The organism is Kitasatospora sp. NPDC059648 (genome assembly GCF_042734825.1).
Taxonomy (GTDB): Bacteria; Actinomycetota; Actinomycetes; order Streptomycetales; family Streptomycetaceae; genus Kitasatospora.
This window is the reverse complement of sequence record NZ_JBHWDU010000043.1, coordinates 51,473-65,946: the sequence shown is the minus strand read 5'-3', so window position 1 is coordinate 65,946 and position 14,474 is coordinate 51,473. Positions and strand designations below refer to the sequence as shown.

Genomic DNA, 14,474 nt, shown 5'->3' with positions numbered 1-14,474 from the left:
CTCCAGCCCCCCCCCGCCCGCCTCGCCGCGCCGGGCCCCACCGGCCCGGGCGGGCCGAGGCGTTCGACCCCGGGCGTTCGACCCGGGCGCGGATCAGCCGACGTGGACGCGCGGGCGCTTGGTGCGGTCCGGCTCCGCCTCCCGCAGCACCTCGCGGGTGACCGGGGCGACCTCGCCCTGTCCGAACAGGAAGAACCGCAGGAACTGGGCGAAGGGGTTGCCCTCGGTCCACTCGAAGTACAGGTGCGGCCGCTGCCCGGTGCGGTCCCGGACGGTGAGCGCCAGGGCGGCGATCGCGTTCGGGATGCTGGAGCTCTCCAGGGTGAGCACCCGGTACCGGCCGTGCAGCACCTCGCCGCGCACGGTCAGCTCGGACTCGAAGTCCGACGCGTCGCGGACCGTCACCTCGACGAAGACCAGGTCGTCCTCGCCCGGGATGTCGTTGTCCGCGCGGATCTGCCTGATCTTGTCGCGGTACTCGGCGTTGTCGCGGTTGCTCGGTTCGTTGGCGATCAGGCGCAGCGGGCGGTGGGCGTAGTCACGGATGAAACGTTCCGCCGTGTCGTCCAGCACCACGTTGGTGACGCGTAGCTCGAAGGCACGGCGAAGCCGGGAGAGCAGCGACACCAGGATGATGCCGGCGATGAAGCAGGCACCGATCTTCAGACCGTCCGGGCGCTCCATGCAGTTCAGCACGGTGGTGTAGAGGAAGACAGCCGCGATGACGCCGAAGGCGATGGTCCAGCCGCGCTGGCGCTTCTTGTACGCGGCGATCGTCACCGCGATGGCCGCCGAGCTCATCAGCACCAGCACGCCGGTCGCGTAGGCGCCGCCCTGGGCGTCGACATCGGCGTCGAAGAGCCAGGTGATCAGGAAGGAGATGAGGGTGAGGACGATCACCATCGGGCGCACCGCGCGCGCCCAGTGCGGGGCCATGCCGTAGCGCGGCAGGTAGCGGGGCATCAGGTTGAGCATGCCCGCCATCGCGGAGGCGCCCGCGAACCACAGGATGACGATGGTGGACAGGTCGTAGACGCTGCCGAAGCCGCCGCCCAGGTACTGGTGGGCCAGGTACGCCAGCGCTCGGCCGTTGGCCTCGCCGCCGTTCTCGAACTCCTTGGCCGGGATCAGCAGCGTGGTGATGAAGCTGGTGGCGATCAGGAAGGCACTCATGATCACGGCGGCGGTGGTGAGCAGCTTGCGGGTGCCGCGGATCCGGCCGGCCGGGCTGCTCGCGCTGTCGTCCGGGTCGCCCTTGATGTGCGGCATCACCGCGACACCGGTCTCGAAGCCCGACATGCCGAGCGCCAGCTTCGGAAAGAGCACCAGCGCCACGCCGATCATCAGCACCGGGTTGCCGTGCTGGGTGGTCAGCGCATCGGTCCAGTCGGTGACCACGTGCGGGGCCGAGATGATCTTCCAGATCCCGACGGCCACCACGACCATGTTGAGCGCAAGATAGATCCCGACCAGGGCGACGGCCAGGCCGATCGCCTCGCCGAAGCCCTTCAGGAAGACCGCGCCGAGCAGCGCCACCAGGAACAGCGTGATGAGCACCTGCTTGCCGCCCAGCACGCCGGTCAGGTGCGGGTTCTCCACCAGGTGCGCGCTCGCGTCGGCCGCGGACAGCGTGATGGTGATGATGAAGTCCGTCGCGGCGAACCCGAGCAGCGCGAGGACGAACAGCTTGCCCTTCCAGAACGACAGCAGTCGTTCCAGCATCGAGATCGAGCCCTCGCCGTGCGGGCTCTCCTGGGCGACCCGCCGGTAGACCGGCAGCGCGCCCAGCAGGGTCACGATCACCAGGACGATCGTCGCAATCGGGGACAGCACCCCGGCCGCGAGGGCGGCGATACCCGGCTGGTAACCGAGCGTGGAGAAGTAGTCGACGCCAGTAAGGCACATGACCCGCCACCAGCGCTGACCCTCGTCCGCGCCGCCGTGCGCCCCGGAGTCCCCCGGCTCCGCGTCACCCTGCGTATCCGCATCCGGCATGGTCTTGGAAGCGGACACGTCCGCCAGCAGCCAGCTGCGGAGCCGTATTCGCGCCGACGACGGCTCCTCCGTCGTCGTCTCCGTCGAACCCGACGAAACCACCTTGCACCTCTTGTTCAAGACCCCGTAAAAGCGCCGTCGGGCGACGGCAGTGCGCCAGGCTATGCGACGGTCGTTAAGGAGACGTCATCGGCCCGCGTTAAGAAAACGTCATGGATCCGCAGGTGGGGAAGGGTGGCGTGGTGCGGCGGGCCCGGGGCCGGGGCGGGGGAGGGAGTCCACCGCCCCGGCGTCTCGGATCCTGGACGGGGGTTACGCCTGGTAACCGAGGACGGTCATCATGCCGGTCTCGGAGTGGTACACGTTGTGGCAGTGCACCATCCACAGCCCCGGGTTGTCGGCGTCGAAGTCGACCGCCAGGGTCGTGCCCGGCAGCACGATCGCGGTGTCCTTGCGCGGGCCGTCGGCGCCCAGCGCGAAGCTGTGCCCGTGCAGGTGGACGGGGTGCCACATGCCGGTGCTGTTGCGGAACTCCAGCCGCACCCGCTCGCCCGCCGCGACCGGGTAGCGCTGCGCCGGGTCGTACTTGCGGCTGTTGAACGCCCAGTCGGCCTTCGCCATGCCGCCGGTGAGCTCCAGCCGGACGGTGCGGTCCGGCGCCTTGGCGGGCAGGCGGACGCTCGCGTCGGCCCTGAGCTGCCCGGCGGTGAGCAGCCGGCCGTCCAGCTCGGCCGGGCGCACCGAGGCGTCGGGCGCCGCGCCGCCGCCGGTGCGCAGCACGGCCAGCGCGGTGGCGTTCTTGCCCTCGGCGAGGGCGGTCAGCGGGAAGACTCCGTCCTTGACGGTGACCAGCACGTCGTAGCGCTCGCCCATGCCGAGCAACAGCGCCTGGGCGGTGGCCTGTTCGACCGGGAACCCGTCGGTGTGGGTGACGGTCAGCTCGTGGCCGCCGAGCGCGACCCGGTAGGCGGTGTCGCCGCCCGCGTTGATCAGCCGGATCCGGATCCGGTCGCCGGGCTTGGCGGTGAAGGTCTCGGGGGCGCTCGCCAGGCGGCCGTTGACCAGGTGGAACGGGTGGGCGACGTCACCCGCGTCGCCGCCCAGCAGCGGGCTCGCGGCACCCATCAGCATCCTGGAAGGGCCGGTGGCCGGGGTGGCCGTGCCGCCGCCCGTGTCCATCCCCGGCATGCCGTGCGACGAGTGGTCCGTCCCGCCCATGCCCTTGGCGAGTTCGGCGAGCACGGCGTCCGGGGTGCTGCCGTCGACCCCGTCCACCCAGTCGTCCAGGACGACGACCCACTCCCGGTCGTAGTGCAGCGGCTCCTTCGGGTCCTCGACGATCAGCGGCGCGTACAGGCCCCGGTCCTGCTGGACGCCGGAGTGGGGGTGGAACCAGTAGGTGCCGGGGCGGGAGAGCGCGAAGCGGTAGTCGAAGGAGGCACCGGCCCTGACCGCCTCCTGGGTCACCCCCGGCACGCCGTCCATGTCGTTGCGCAGGGCGAGGCCGTGCCAGTGCAGCGAGGTGGGCTGCGGCAGGTGGTTGGCGAGGGTGATGGCGAGCGTGTCGCCGAGGGCGGCGCGGACCTCCTGGCCGGGCAGGCGGTCGCCGTACGCCCAGCTGCGGACGGTCCGTCCGCCGAGGTCGAGGGTGGTCTCGGTCGCGGTGAGCGCGACCTTGCGCTCCGGGCCGGGCCGGCGCCGGGCCTCGGCGGCGACGACCTCGGGGCCGTTCGGGGAGACGAAGCCGGCGGGGGCGGCGGCGCTCGTGGAGGGATGGTTCATGGACGAGTGGTCCATGCCCTTCATCGAGTCGGAGCCGGAGTCGGAGGAGCAGGCGGCGAGCAGGCCGGTCCCGGCGGCGGCGAGCGCGGAGACCAGGACGGTACGACGGGTGGGTGTGCGCATGACGGAGTGCACCTCGTGCAGTGGGGTGGGTGTGCAGGACATCGCGTCGGCCGTCCCGTCCCCGTACACACGGGCACGGGACGGCGGGCGCGCGCCTACTGACGCAGCACCGAAAGTCTGTTGAGGAGTATCCGCCCGCCCCCGGGCGGCGGCAGCGCGCGGACGGCCCGCAGCAGGCGGGCCCGCACCTCGGCGGCGGCGTCGCCGCTGCGGCGCAGCAGCGGGCCGGCGACCAGGAGCAGCAGGGTCCAGCCGGCCAACACGGCGAGACAGACCGTCATCGGGTCCATGCCGTCGGCGCCGCGGTCGGCGGTCGGGCTGTGGTGTCCGGGCATCTGCTGGGCCGCCGTCACCTGGAGCCCGTGCCCACCGTGGCCACCGTGCCCGCCGCTCGGGTGCCCGAGCGTGTGCATCGTGACGATGCCGAGCAGCAGGGCGGCGAGAAGCAGCAGGCGCAGCACGCCGGGCAGCGGGGAAACGTACGGCCGTTGCTGCGCCATCCTCCGCCTCCCGCCCGCCTCCGCCAGTCCGCTTACCCCCACAGGGTATCCCGAACCCGACCGGACTGTTGCCCCGTCACTCTGCCCCCACACGTACGCCGACAATCCTCCGCATGGATTCCGTTAGCATGCGTCACTAGTTTTCGAACACACGGACCGGCCGCCGGCCGGTTCTCATGCATGGGGGGGCACCATGGCAGATCCTGACGCGCACTTGGAGTTCAAGGTCAAGCCGTCCGAACTGGACGGCTGTGGGCAGAGCGCACAGCACATCGGCGGTCTCATACCGGGGGAGACGGCGAAGATCACCGAACCGTCCAACCAGGCCGCCGGCACCCTCCAGGGCTGGCAGATGGCGACCGCCATCCAGAACTGCGGCACCAACTGGAAGACCCTGCTGGACAAGCTCGGCAGTGACATGGGTGACGTCGGCACCAAACTCGGCACCACGGCCACCTACTACCGCCAAGCCGAGCAGAACGCCCACAACAGCATGCGGAACCCGAACGCGCCCGCCTCGAACGGTCCGGAGCCGGACCCCTTCGACACCAACGTCACCACCGGCCCGGTCAAGCCCCGCAGCGCGAAGGCGGCCGAGTAACCCGTGGACATCAAGACCCTCTACGACGCCAACATCAACAACATCACGGTCGCGAAGAACGCCTACGACACCCTCTTCAGCGCCTTCGGCCAGCACATCGAGAACTGGCAGCACGAGGTCGTCGACCGCCTCGGCCACTCCGAGTGGACCGGGACGGCCGCCGGGCACGCCAACACCCGGATCCAGTTCCTGGGCAACGAACTCCAGGCCGCGAAGCAGGAACTCGGCCTCATCAGCAAGGCACTCGCCGACGCCGCAGAGGGCATCGCGGCGGCGCAGTCCCATCTGATCAGCGCGCTGGACGACGCCAAGAAGAACAAGATGACCGTCGCCCCCGACGGCGGGATCACCTGGGACAAGGACCCCAACTCCCCCAACTACGCCGGGGACAAGGCCGAGGCCACCGCCAAGGAGATCAGCCAGCGGATCACCAACGCGCTCACCGAGGCCGACCACACCGACCAGACCATCAACGCCAGGCTCGGCCACCTCGCCACCAATGCCACCAACGGCACCGGCCTCGACTCCGCCACCGCGAAGGCCGACCAGGCCGCCACGGACGCCCTCAGTCAGGTTCCGCCGGCCGGCACCGACCCCAACAGCGTCAAGAAGTGGTGGAACGGCCTCACCGACGCCCAGCAGCAACACATGATCCAAACCGAGCACGACAAGATCGGCGCCCTCGACGGCATCCCCGCCACCGCCCGGCACCAGGCCAACCTGATCAACCTCCAGCACGGCAAGGAAGACCTTCAGCGCCAGCTCGACGGCCTCGGCCCCGCGCCGAAGCAGTTTCTGGGGTATGTCAAGGGCGAGCCCGTGGCGAACCCCGAGTACGACAAGTGGAAGGCCAAGCACGACGACCTGGAAGACAAGATGAGGGGGGTAAAGGCCATCGAGGACAGGCTGAATACCCCCGTCGACGCCGACCACCCGCCGACCTTCCTGCTGGGCTTCGACACCAAGGGCCACGGCCACGCCATCGTCGCGGCCAACAACCCGGACACCGCCGACAACGTCTCGACCTACGTCCCCGGCACCGGCTCGCGACTCGGTGAGATGGGCGGCAACATGGACCGGTCGGATCGAATGGTCATTTCGGCCAATTCCGCCAACGGCAACACCAAAACCACGTCGTCGATCACCTACATCGGTTACGACGCCCCGCAGAACATCATCCCCGAGGCCGCCGACGACAGCTACGCCAAGAACGCCGAGGACAAGCTGCGCGGCTTCCAGGACGGGCTGCGCGCCACGCACGAGGGCAAGCCGTCGTACAACACCATTCTCGGCCACAGCTACGGCACCACGGTCGTCGGCTACACCATGCGCGACAAGGGGCTGCCGGTGGACAACGTCGTCCTGATCGCCAGCCCGGGCGTCGGTGTCGAACACGCCAAGGAGCTCGGCGTCGACCCGTCCCACGTCTATGTGGCGGTGGGCGACGACGACATGATCGATAACACCCCGCCAGAGCAAGCGAGCAACTGGGTAAGCAACTTCACCAACAATGTGGGCTACTGGGCCGGAACCGTCGACAACCCCGACCACCACCTGTCCTTCGGGCGCGACCCCAGCAACGCGAATTTCGGCGCGCAGTACATACCCTCCGCTCCGGGAACGGGGCACTCCGATTACTGGGAGAAGGGCTCGCCGTCCCTCATCGGCATGGGGAAGGCCATCACGGGAGCGCCGCTGTCATGAGGACCGCCGATTGCACCACCGCAAGCCGGACAGGCACCGGCCGGGTTGCGGTCACGCTGGCCCTGGCCATCGCAGCGCTGACCCTGAGCGCCTGCGGGGTGAACACCCTACAGGAGCGATCGAAACCCACGATCACGCTCGACGAGGCGAAGAAGCAGATTGACGGGTATCTGACGGACACCTTGACACATCTGCCGATCCAGCCCGCCGAGAGGCCAGCATTCAGCGACCTGGAGTGCGACCTCAACGACATCGGACCGCACGGCCGGAAGGAAACCTCGCGGTCGTACATCTTCGCGAACCTCCCACTGTCCGACCGGACACAGGCCGCCGACGCGTTCCGCACCTACCTCATCGGACGGGGCTTCCAGCCGGTATCGGAGCCCAGCGTTCACATCGGCTGGGTAAAGCTCAAGAACCCCAAGGACGACTTCGTCGCCATCCTGGACGGCGCCAGCGACACAAGCCGTACGTTCCGGCTGGACATCAGCTCCCCCTGCGTCTGGCCCGACGGCACGCCGCCCGCCTAAGCCCGGGTCACGTTCGGGGCCGCACCTTCCCGGTAGTGCGGCCCCTCCCGTCCGGCTGGTCCGCATTCATCGGATTGTGTGTTAGTAATCCGCTAGCATGCGTCGTCAGTTTCGATCAAACGGACCGCCCCAACATCCGGTCCGGAACTGACGGGGGAACGAAGGACAATGGCAGATCCTGACGCGGGCTTGGAGTTCAAGGTCAAGCCGGGCGAGCTGGACGGCTGCGGGCAGAGCGCGCAGCACATCGGCGGGCTGATACCGGGCGAGACCTCGAAGATCACCGACCCGTGCAACCAGGCCGCCGGAGGGCTGAAGGGCTGGCTCACGGCCGGCGCCATCCAGAACTGCGGCACCAACTGGAAGACCCTGCTGGACAAGCTCGGCACCGACATGGGCGACGTCGGCACCAAGCTGGGCACCTCGGCCGCGTACTACCGCCAGGCCGAGCAGAACGCCCACAACAGCATGCGCAACCCCAACGCGCCCGCCTCGAACGGAACGGAACCTGACCCCTTCGACACCACCGGTCCGGTGAAGCCCCGCAGCGCGAAGGCGGCCGAGTAAGCGATGGACATCAAGACCCTCCACGACGCCGACGTCATCAGCATCTCCACCGCGAAGAGCGCCTTCGACACCCTGGCCACCGCCTTCGGCCAGCACATCGAGTCCTGGCAGCACGACGTCGTCGACCGGCTCGGCCACTCCGAGTGGACCGGCACCGCCGCCGGCCACGCCAACACCCGGATCTCGAACCTGGGGACCGAACTCCAGGCCGCCAAGCAGGAACTCGGACTGGTCAGCCGCGCCCTCCAGGACGCCTACGACGGCTTCGCCGCCGCCCAGGCCCACCTGATCAGCGCCCTCGACGACGCCAAGACCCACAAGCTCACCGTCGCCGACGACGGCGGGATCACCTGGGACAAGGACCCCAACTCCCCCGACTTCGCGGGCAACGACGCCGAGAACCAGGCCAAGCAGATCCAGGCCCGGATCACCGCCGCCCTCAACGAGGCCGACCACGCCGACCAGACCATCAACACCCGGCTCGCCCACCTCGCCACCAACGCCGGCAACGGCACCGGCCTCGACTCCGCCACCGCCAAGGCCGACACCGCCGCCGCCAACGCGCTCGAACAGGTCCCCGCCGCCGGCACCGACCCCAACAGCGTCAAGGCCTGGTGGAACGGACTGACCGACGAGCAGCAGCACCGGATGGTCCTCAACCACCCGGACCAGATCGGCAACATGGACGGCATCCCCGCCGTCGACCGGGACCAGGCCAACCGGATCAACCTGGCCCGCGGCAAGCAGGACATCCAGCGCCAGCTGGACGGCCTCGGCCCCGCGCCGTCGGCGACCATCGGTTCCGGCAGGTTCATCCGCCCGAACCCCGCCTACACGGACTGGCAGCAGAAGCACGACGACCTCACGGACAAGATGAACGGCATCAACGCCATCGAGGGGCGGCTGAACCATCCGGTCGACGACAAGCACCCGCCGACCTTCCTGATGGGCTTCGACACCAACGGCCATGGCCACGCCATCGTCGCGGTGAACAACCCCGACACCGCCGACAACGTGTCGACCTACGTCCCCGGTACCGGCGCACGCCTGGGCAGCATCGGCAGTGACATCAACCGCTCGGACGTGATGGTCGCCTCGGCCAACGACGCCAGCAAGGGGAAGAGCACCACCTCGTCGATCACCTGGGTCGGCTACGACGCGCCGCAGAGCATCATCCCGGAGGCCGCGGACGACACGTACGCGAAGAACGCGGAGGACAAGCTGGTCAGCTTCGAGAACGGCCTGCACGCCACCCACAACGGGAAGATCGGGAACAACACCATCCTGGCCCACAGCTACGGCACCACGACCGTGGGCTACACCATGCGCGACCACGGCCTCCCGGTCGACAACGCCGTCCTCATCGCCAGCCCGGGCGCCGGTGTCGAGAACGCCAAGGACCTGCGCATCGACCCGAACCACGTGTACGCGGCACAGAGCCCCGCCGACGCGATCGGCTGGGCCGCCGCCACCGACCCCAGCGGGATGGGGGACAACGTCTGGGACAACATCAAGACCGACTGGGGCTTCGGCGACGGCGACCACCACCTGATGTACGGCCGTCAGACCACCGCCCCCCAGTTCGGCGCGAACGTCATGCCCGTCGACCCCAACGCCGGGCACTCCGACTACTGGAACGACGGCTCGCCCACCCTGGCCGCCATGGGCCAGGTCATCGCCGGAAAGCACTGACATGAGCACCACCGACCAGGCCCGCCCGATCGGGCGGGCCGCGGCCACCACCGCTGCCGCCGCCGTCCTGACGGCCACCGCCCTGGCGCTGAGCGGCTGCGGCGCGGCCACCGTGCACGAGCGGTCGCAGCCCACGATGACGCTCGACCAGGCGAAGAAGCAGATCGACGGCTACCGGTCGGACATCCTGGCGAACCTGCCGGTCAAGCCCGCGACGGATCGGACGGATCCGGCCCCGTACAGCGACTCGGAGTGCGACGCCAACGACATCGGCCCGCACGGCCGGGAACAGACGGAGCGCTCCGCCGTCTTCGCGGACCTCCCCCTGCCCGACCGGACGAAGGCCGCCGACGCCTTCCGCGCGTACCTCACCGGGCGGGGCTTCCAGGTGGTGCCGGAGCCGCCCGACGCCCACATCGGCTGGGTGCGGATGAAGAACCCCAAGGACGACTTCCTCGCCGTCCTGGACGGCGCCACCGACGCCGGACGCACCTTCCAGCTGAAGGTCAGCTCCCCCTGCGTCTGGCCGAACGGCACCCCACCCGCATAGCCCAACTCCCGTCCGGGGCCGTACCTTTGAGAAGGTGCGGCCCCTTCGCACACACACCCCGCGATCCCCCTTGCCGGGTCGTCACGATCCGCTAGCATGCGTCGTCGGTTACCGCGACGGGCCGCACCAGCAGTCGGCCCGTGACTGACGGGGGGGGACACATGGCAGACCCGGACGCGTCCTTGGACTTCAAGGTCAGACCGGACGAGCTGGACGGCTGCGGACAGAGCGCCCAGCACATCGGCGGGCTGATACCCGGCGAGACCTCGAAGATCACCGACCCGTGCAACCAGGCCGCCGGCACCCTGCAGGGCTGGCTCACCGCCGCCGCCCTGACCGCCTGCGGCAGCAACTGGAAGACCCTGCTGGACAAGCTCGGCGGCGACATGGGCGAGGTCGGCACCAAGCTCGGCGCCTCGGCCGCCTACTACCGCCAGGTCGAGCAGGACATCCACACCAACATGATCCACCCGGACACACCCGTCCCGGACGGGCCCGAACCGGACCCGTTCGGCACCACCGTCGTCCCCGGCCCGGTGAAGCCCCGCAGCGCCGGAGCGGCGGAGTAGCCGATGGACATCAAGACGTTACAGAGCGCCGGCTTCGGCAACCTCACCACCGCCAAGACGGCCTTCGACGCCCTGGCCACCGCCTTCGGCCAACACGTGGAGAACTGGCAGCACGACGTCGTCGACCGGCTGGGCCGCTCCGAGTGGACCGGGACGGCCGCCGGCCACGCCAGCACCCGGATCCAGACCCTGCACGACGAACTCCACGCCGCCCAACAGGAGATCGGCCTGATCAGCCGGGCCCTCCAGGACGCCTACGACGGCTTCGCCGCCGCCCAGGCGCACCTGATCAGCGCCCTCGACGACGCCAGGGCCCAGGGCCTCACCGTCGCCCCCGACGGCGGGATCACCTGGGACAACGACCCCAACTCCCTCACCTTCGCCGGGCACGGCGCCCCGGAGCACGCCAAGGACATCCGGGACCGGATCAGCGCCGCCCTCACCGAGGCCGACCACGCGGACCGGACGATCAGCAAGCGGCTCGCCCACTTCACCACCAACGCGAGCAACGCCACCGGGCTCGACTCGACCGTCGCCACCAACGACACGGCCGCCGCGAACGCGCTCGACCAGGTCCCCGCCGCCGGCACCGACCCGAACAGCGTCCATGACTGGTGGAACAGCCTCACCGACGATCAGCAGCACCGGATGATCCTCAACCACCCCGACCAGATCGGCAACCTCGACGGCATCCCCGCCGTCAGCCGCGACCAGGCCAACCGGACCAACCTGCGCAACGGCAAGGCCGACCTCCAGCGTCAGCTCGACGCGCTCGGCCCCGAGCCGCCCGAGTACGGCGGGGGGTACTCCGCCGGCATCGCCGTCCCGAACCTCGACTACACGGCCTGGAAGCAGCAGCACGACCTCCTCGTCGAGAAGATGAAAGGCATCGACGACATCGAGAAGCGGCTGAACACCCCGGTCGACGCCGCCCACCCGCCGACCTTCCTACTGGGCTTCGACACCAACGGCCTGGGCCACGCCATCGTCGCGGTCAACAACCCGGACACCGCCGACAACGTCTCGACGTACGTCCCCGGTACCGGCGCCCGGCTCGGCAAGGTCGACGGCGACATCAGCCGGTCGGACGCGATGGTCGCCGCGGCCAACGCCGTCGGCAACAACCGGACCACCTCCTCGATCGCCTGGATCGGCTACGACGCCCCGCAGAACCTCGTCCCCGAGGCCGCGGACGACACGTACGCGAAGAACGCCGAGGACAAGCTGCACGGCTTCGAGGTCGGGCTCCACGCCACCCACGACGGGAACATCGCCAACAACACCGTCCTGGGACACAGTTACGGCACCACGACGATCGGCTACACCATGAAGGACAAGGGCCTTCCGGTCGACAACGTCGTCCTCATCGCCAGTCCGGGCGCCGGCGTCGACACCGCCGCCGACCTCCGCATCGACCCGTCCCACGTCTACGCGGCGCAGAGCCAGGGCGACCCGATCGGCCTGGCTCCCGCCCTCGACCCCGGCGGTCTGGCGGACAACGCCTGGGACAACATCAAGTCCGACTGGGGCTTCGGGGACGACGACCACCACCTGATCCACGGCCGGCAGACCACCGCTCCCGAGTTCGGCGCGCAGATCCTGCCCACCGACCCCAACGGCGGGCACTCCGACTACTGGAACGCCAACTCGCCCACGCTGCCCGCCATGGGGCGGGTCATCGCCGGCCAGTAGGGCCGCCACTCCCTCCTCCCGGCCCGGGGCCGTACCTCCGCGAAGGTACGGCCCCTACGCCTGCCGCACCGCGGCCGCCAGGTGCGTACGGAACCAACGCTGGCCCGGGTCCGCCGAGTTGCGCGGGTGCCAGGCCATCCCCACTTCCAGCGGCGGGAGTTCGAGCGGAATCGGGAAGGTGCGCAGGCCCAGCGCCTCGAAGGTCCGCGGCAGCCAGTCCGCCGGGCCGAGGGTCACCAGGTCGCTGTCCCGGGCCAGCAGCATCGCGCCGGTGTGGCTGGGCACCACCACCGCGACTCGGCGGCGCAGCCCGCGCTCGGCCAGCGCGGTGTCGATCGGCCCGTGCCGTCGGCCGCGCCGGGAGACCCCGATGTGGTCGGCGGCGGCGAAGCGCCGGGCGGTGATCCGCCCCTCGAACAGCGGATGGCCGCTGCGCGCCACGCCCACCACCGGCGCGGTGACCAGCGGCCGGGAGCGGACCTCCGGGTCCAACTGCCCGAGCACACCCACCTCGACGTCCACCACGCCCTGGCGCAGCGCCGGTCCGCCCTCCATGGCCTCGGGCAGGAACACCACGTCCACGCCGGGCGCCTCGGCGCGGATCCGTTCGGTGAGCGGGCCTGCCACCCGGACCAGCACGGCGTCGCCGGCCTGCACGGTGAAGGTCCGCTCCAGGTGCGCCGGGTCGAAGCCCGCGCCGGGACGCAGCAGGCTCTCGCAGCCGCGCAGCAGGTCCGCGACCTCCTCGCGCAGTTCGAGCGCCCGCGGGGTCGGCACCAGGCCCTGCCCGGCCCGCACCAGCAGCGGGTCGCCGACGGCCCGGCGCAGCCGGGCGAGCATCCGGCTCACCGCCGCCGGCGAGGTACCGAGCCGCTCGGCGGCCCGGGTCACGCTGTTCTCCTGGAGCAGGGCGTCCAGGGCCCGTAGCAGGTTGAGGTCCATCCATGGCTCCTGAACTGTGGTTTTTCGCTGTGGTCAATGATCCCGTGCCGATCCTTGCATTGTTCGGCCGCCGCGGGGCGCGGAGAGTGGAACCGTCCGAGCCAGTCGGGCGACAAGTCCTCACTTCCAGGAGTCCACGTGCCGAACGACCTCCGTTCCCACCTCGCCGGCGACGTCCTCGCCGTCGTCAGCCAGAGCGGCGCCACCGTCTCGTTCTTCGACGCCGCCACCGACGCCCTGCTCGACAGCCTCGAAGTGACCGCCGAGCCGCACGAGTTGTGCTTCGACCCGACCCGGCGCCTGCTCTGGTGCACCACCGCGTACCACTCCGGCTACTACCACGCCCACGGCGGCCGGAGCACCAAGCTGACCGTCATCGACGCCGACACCCGCCGGATCGTCGAGGTGGTCGACCTGGCCCCCGAGCACGGCCCGCACGGGCTGGCGCTGGACCTCGACCGCGACCGGCTCTACGTCAGCGTCGAGGCGTCGGCGGACCGCCCCGGCGGGGTGGTGGTGGTCGACCTCACGACCCGCCGCCCGCTGGGCCGGATCGACACCGACGCCCCCGGCCCGCACTGGTTCGCCATCTCCCCCGACGGGCGCACCGGTTACGCCACCAACAAGGAGGCGCCGTTCGTCTCCGTGGTGGACCTCGGCCGCGGCGTGCTGACCGCCAAGGTGGAGGTCCCCGGCAGCGAGGGCCTCGCCGTCTCCCCGGACGGCGACCGGGTGTACGTGGGCGCGCCGTACCTCGGCTTCGCCGGCAAGCCGGACGCCGAACCCGGCATCCACGTCATCGACACCCGTACCGGCTCCGTGGTGGAGGTCCTGCCCACCCGGTCCGCCGTCATCCCGGTCCATCTGACCTCCGCCGGCCGGCTGCTGGCGGGCGAGATCAGCGCCACCCCCGACACCGACTCACCCCTCGGCCGCCAGGCCCCCGGCCGACTGACCGTCTTCTCCGCCGCCACCCACCGGCCCCTCGGTTCGGTCGAGGTGGGCCAGTTCCCGCTGACCATCACCTCCTCCCCCGACGGCCGCTTCGGCTACGTGTCCTCCGTCGTCTCCTCCACCGTGGACGTCGTCGACCTCACGACCCTGGCCCCCGTCAGCCGCCTCACCGTCCCCAAGCACGCCGAAGCGGGCGCCCACGGCCTGGCCTACCTCCCCCGGCCCGCCTGACACCACCCGACTCCGGGCGGCGGCAACGCCTCCGTCCGGAGT

The 14,474-nt window shown here is 70.3% G+C and carries 13 protein-coding genes; 9 read left to right on the top strand and 4 right to left on the bottom strand.

All coding sequences use genetic code 11. The annotated features are described in order from the left end of the window. Nucleotides 1-93: 93 nt before the first annotated feature. The 3 genes from ACFV1W_RS23970 to ACFV1W_RS23960 form a co-directional block, all read right to left on the bottom strand. Nucleotides 94-1,995, bottom strand: coding sequence for an APC family permease (locus ACFV1W_RS23970; RefSeq protein ID WP_380419272.1), 1,902 nt, complete (start codon nt 1,993-1,995; stop codon nt 94-96). A gap of 312 nt (nt 1,996-2,307) precedes the next feature. Further along, nucleotides 2,308-3,900, bottom strand: a complete 1,593-nt coding sequence (locus ACFV1W_RS23965) for a multicopper oxidase family protein (protein WP_380419271.1) — start codon at nt 3,898-3,900, stop codon at nt 2,308-2,310. A 95-nt stretch (nt 3,901-3,995) separates the two neighbouring features. Then, nucleotides 3,996-4,400: a DUF6153 family protein gene (locus tag ACFV1W_RS23960; protein WP_380419270.1), complete on the bottom strand. Its 405-nt coding sequence runs from the start codon at nt 4,398-4,400 to the stop codon at nt 3,996-3,998. Nucleotides 4,401-4,593: 193 nt separating this feature from the next. Here ACFV1W_RS23960 and ACFV1W_RS23955 point away from each other — a divergent pair, with 193 nt between their 5' ends. From ACFV1W_RS23955 to ACFV1W_RS23920, 8 genes are all read left to right on the top strand, one after another. Further along, complete coding sequence (locus ACFV1W_RS23955; protein WP_270148576.1) at nt 4,594-5,001, top strand: hypothetical protein; 408 nt, start codon at nt 4,594-4,596, stop codon at nt 4,999-5,001. A 3-nt stretch (nt 5,002-5,004) separates the two neighbouring features. After that, entirely contained in the window at nt 5,005-6,705 is a 1,701-nt protein-coding gene (locus ACFV1W_RS23950) for an alpha/beta hydrolase (protein ID WP_380419269.1), read from the top strand. Next, nucleotides 6,702-7,235, top strand: coding sequence for a hypothetical protein (locus ACFV1W_RS23945; RefSeq protein ID WP_380419268.1), 534 nt, complete (start codon nt 6,702-6,704; stop codon nt 7,233-7,235). The genes ACFV1W_RS23950 and ACFV1W_RS23945 overlap by 4 nt, the downstream gene beginning before the upstream one ends. A gap of 168 nt (nt 7,236-7,403) precedes the next feature. Further along, nucleotides 7,404-7,802: a hypothetical protein gene (locus tag ACFV1W_RS23940; protein WP_380419267.1), complete on the top strand. Its 399-nt coding sequence runs from the start codon at nt 7,404-7,406 to the stop codon at nt 7,800-7,802. A 3-nt stretch (nt 7,803-7,805) separates the two neighbouring features. Next, complete coding sequence (locus tag ACFV1W_RS23935) at nt 7,806-9,494, top strand: alpha/beta hydrolase (protein WP_380419266.1); 1,689 nt, start codon at nt 7,806-7,808, stop codon at nt 9,492-9,494. 1 nt (nt 9,495) lies between these two features. Then, nucleotides 9,496-10,044 carry a hypothetical protein gene (locus ACFV1W_RS23930; protein ID WP_380419265.1) on the top strand — a complete coding sequence of 183 codons (549 nt, stop codon included), beginning with the start codon at nt 9,496-9,498 and terminating at the stop codon, nt 10,042-10,044. Between the two features lie 161 nt (nt 10,045-10,205). Then, entirely contained in the window at nt 10,206-10,613 is a 408-nt protein-coding gene (locus tag ACFV1W_RS23925; protein ID WP_380419264.1) for a hypothetical protein, read from the top strand. 3 nt (nt 10,614-10,616) lie between these two features. Then, complete coding sequence (locus tag ACFV1W_RS23920) at nt 10,617-12,305, top strand: alpha/beta hydrolase (RefSeq protein ID WP_380419263.1); 1,689 nt, start codon at nt 10,617-10,619, stop codon at nt 12,303-12,305. 54 nt (nt 12,306-12,359) lie between these two features. Here the strand turns inward: ACFV1W_RS23920 and ACFV1W_RS23915 are convergent, their stop codons facing one another. After that, on the bottom strand, nt 12,360-13,247 hold the full coding sequence (locus ACFV1W_RS23915; protein WP_380419262.1) for a LysR family transcriptional regulator: 888 nt from the start codon (nt 13,245-13,247) through the stop codon (nt 12,360-12,362). 138 nt (nt 13,248-13,385) lie between these two features. Between ACFV1W_RS23915 and ACFV1W_RS23910 the strand changes: the two genes are divergently transcribed. Further along, complete coding sequence (locus tag ACFV1W_RS23910) at nt 13,386-14,432, top strand: YncE family protein (RefSeq protein ID WP_380419261.1); 1,047 nt, start codon at nt 13,386-13,388, stop codon at nt 14,430-14,432. Nucleotides 14,433-14,474: the final 42 nt, after the last annotated feature.

Bases quoted from the DNA above. Each gene is read 5' to 3' on its own strand.
- ACFV1W_RS23970 (WP_380419272.1), bottom strand. From the start codon at position 1,995: ATGCCGGATGCGGATACGCAGGGTGACGCGGAGCCGGGGGACTCCGGG.
- ACFV1W_RS23965 (WP_380419271.1), bottom strand. From the start codon at position 3,900: ATGCGCACACCCACCCGTCGTACCGTCCTGGTCTCCGCGCTCGCCGCC.
- ACFV1W_RS23960 (WP_380419270.1), bottom strand. From the start codon at position 4,400: ATGGCGCAGCAACGGCCGTACGTTTCCCCGCTGCCCGGCGTGCTGCGC.
- ACFV1W_RS23955 (WP_270148576.1), top strand. From the start codon at position 4,594: ATGGCAGATCCTGACGCGCACTTGGAGTTCAAGGTCAAGCCGTCCGAA.
- ACFV1W_RS23945 (WP_380419268.1), top strand. From the start codon at position 6,702: ATGAGGACCGCCGATTGCACCACCGCAAGCCGGACAGGCACCGGCCGG.
- ACFV1W_RS23940 (WP_380419267.1), top strand. From the start codon at position 7,404: ATGGCAGATCCTGACGCGGGCTTGGAGTTCAAGGTCAAGCCGGGCGAG.
- ACFV1W_RS23935 (WP_380419266.1), top strand. From the start codon at position 7,806: ATGGACATCAAGACCCTCCACGACGCCGACGTCATCAGCATCTCCACC.
- ACFV1W_RS23930 (WP_380419265.1), top strand. From the start codon at position 9,496: ATGAGCACCACCGACCAGGCCCGCCCGATCGGGCGGGCCGCGGCCACC.
- ACFV1W_RS23925 (WP_380419264.1), top strand. From the start codon at position 10,206: ATGGCAGACCCGGACGCGTCCTTGGACTTCAAGGTCAGACCGGACGAG.
- ACFV1W_RS23920 (WP_380419263.1), top strand. From the start codon at position 10,617: ATGGACATCAAGACGTTACAGAGCGCCGGCTTCGGCAACCTCACCACC.
- ACFV1W_RS23915 (WP_380419262.1), bottom strand. From the start codon at position 13,247: ATGGACCTCAACCTGCTACGGGCCCTGGACGCCCTGCTCCAGGAGAAC.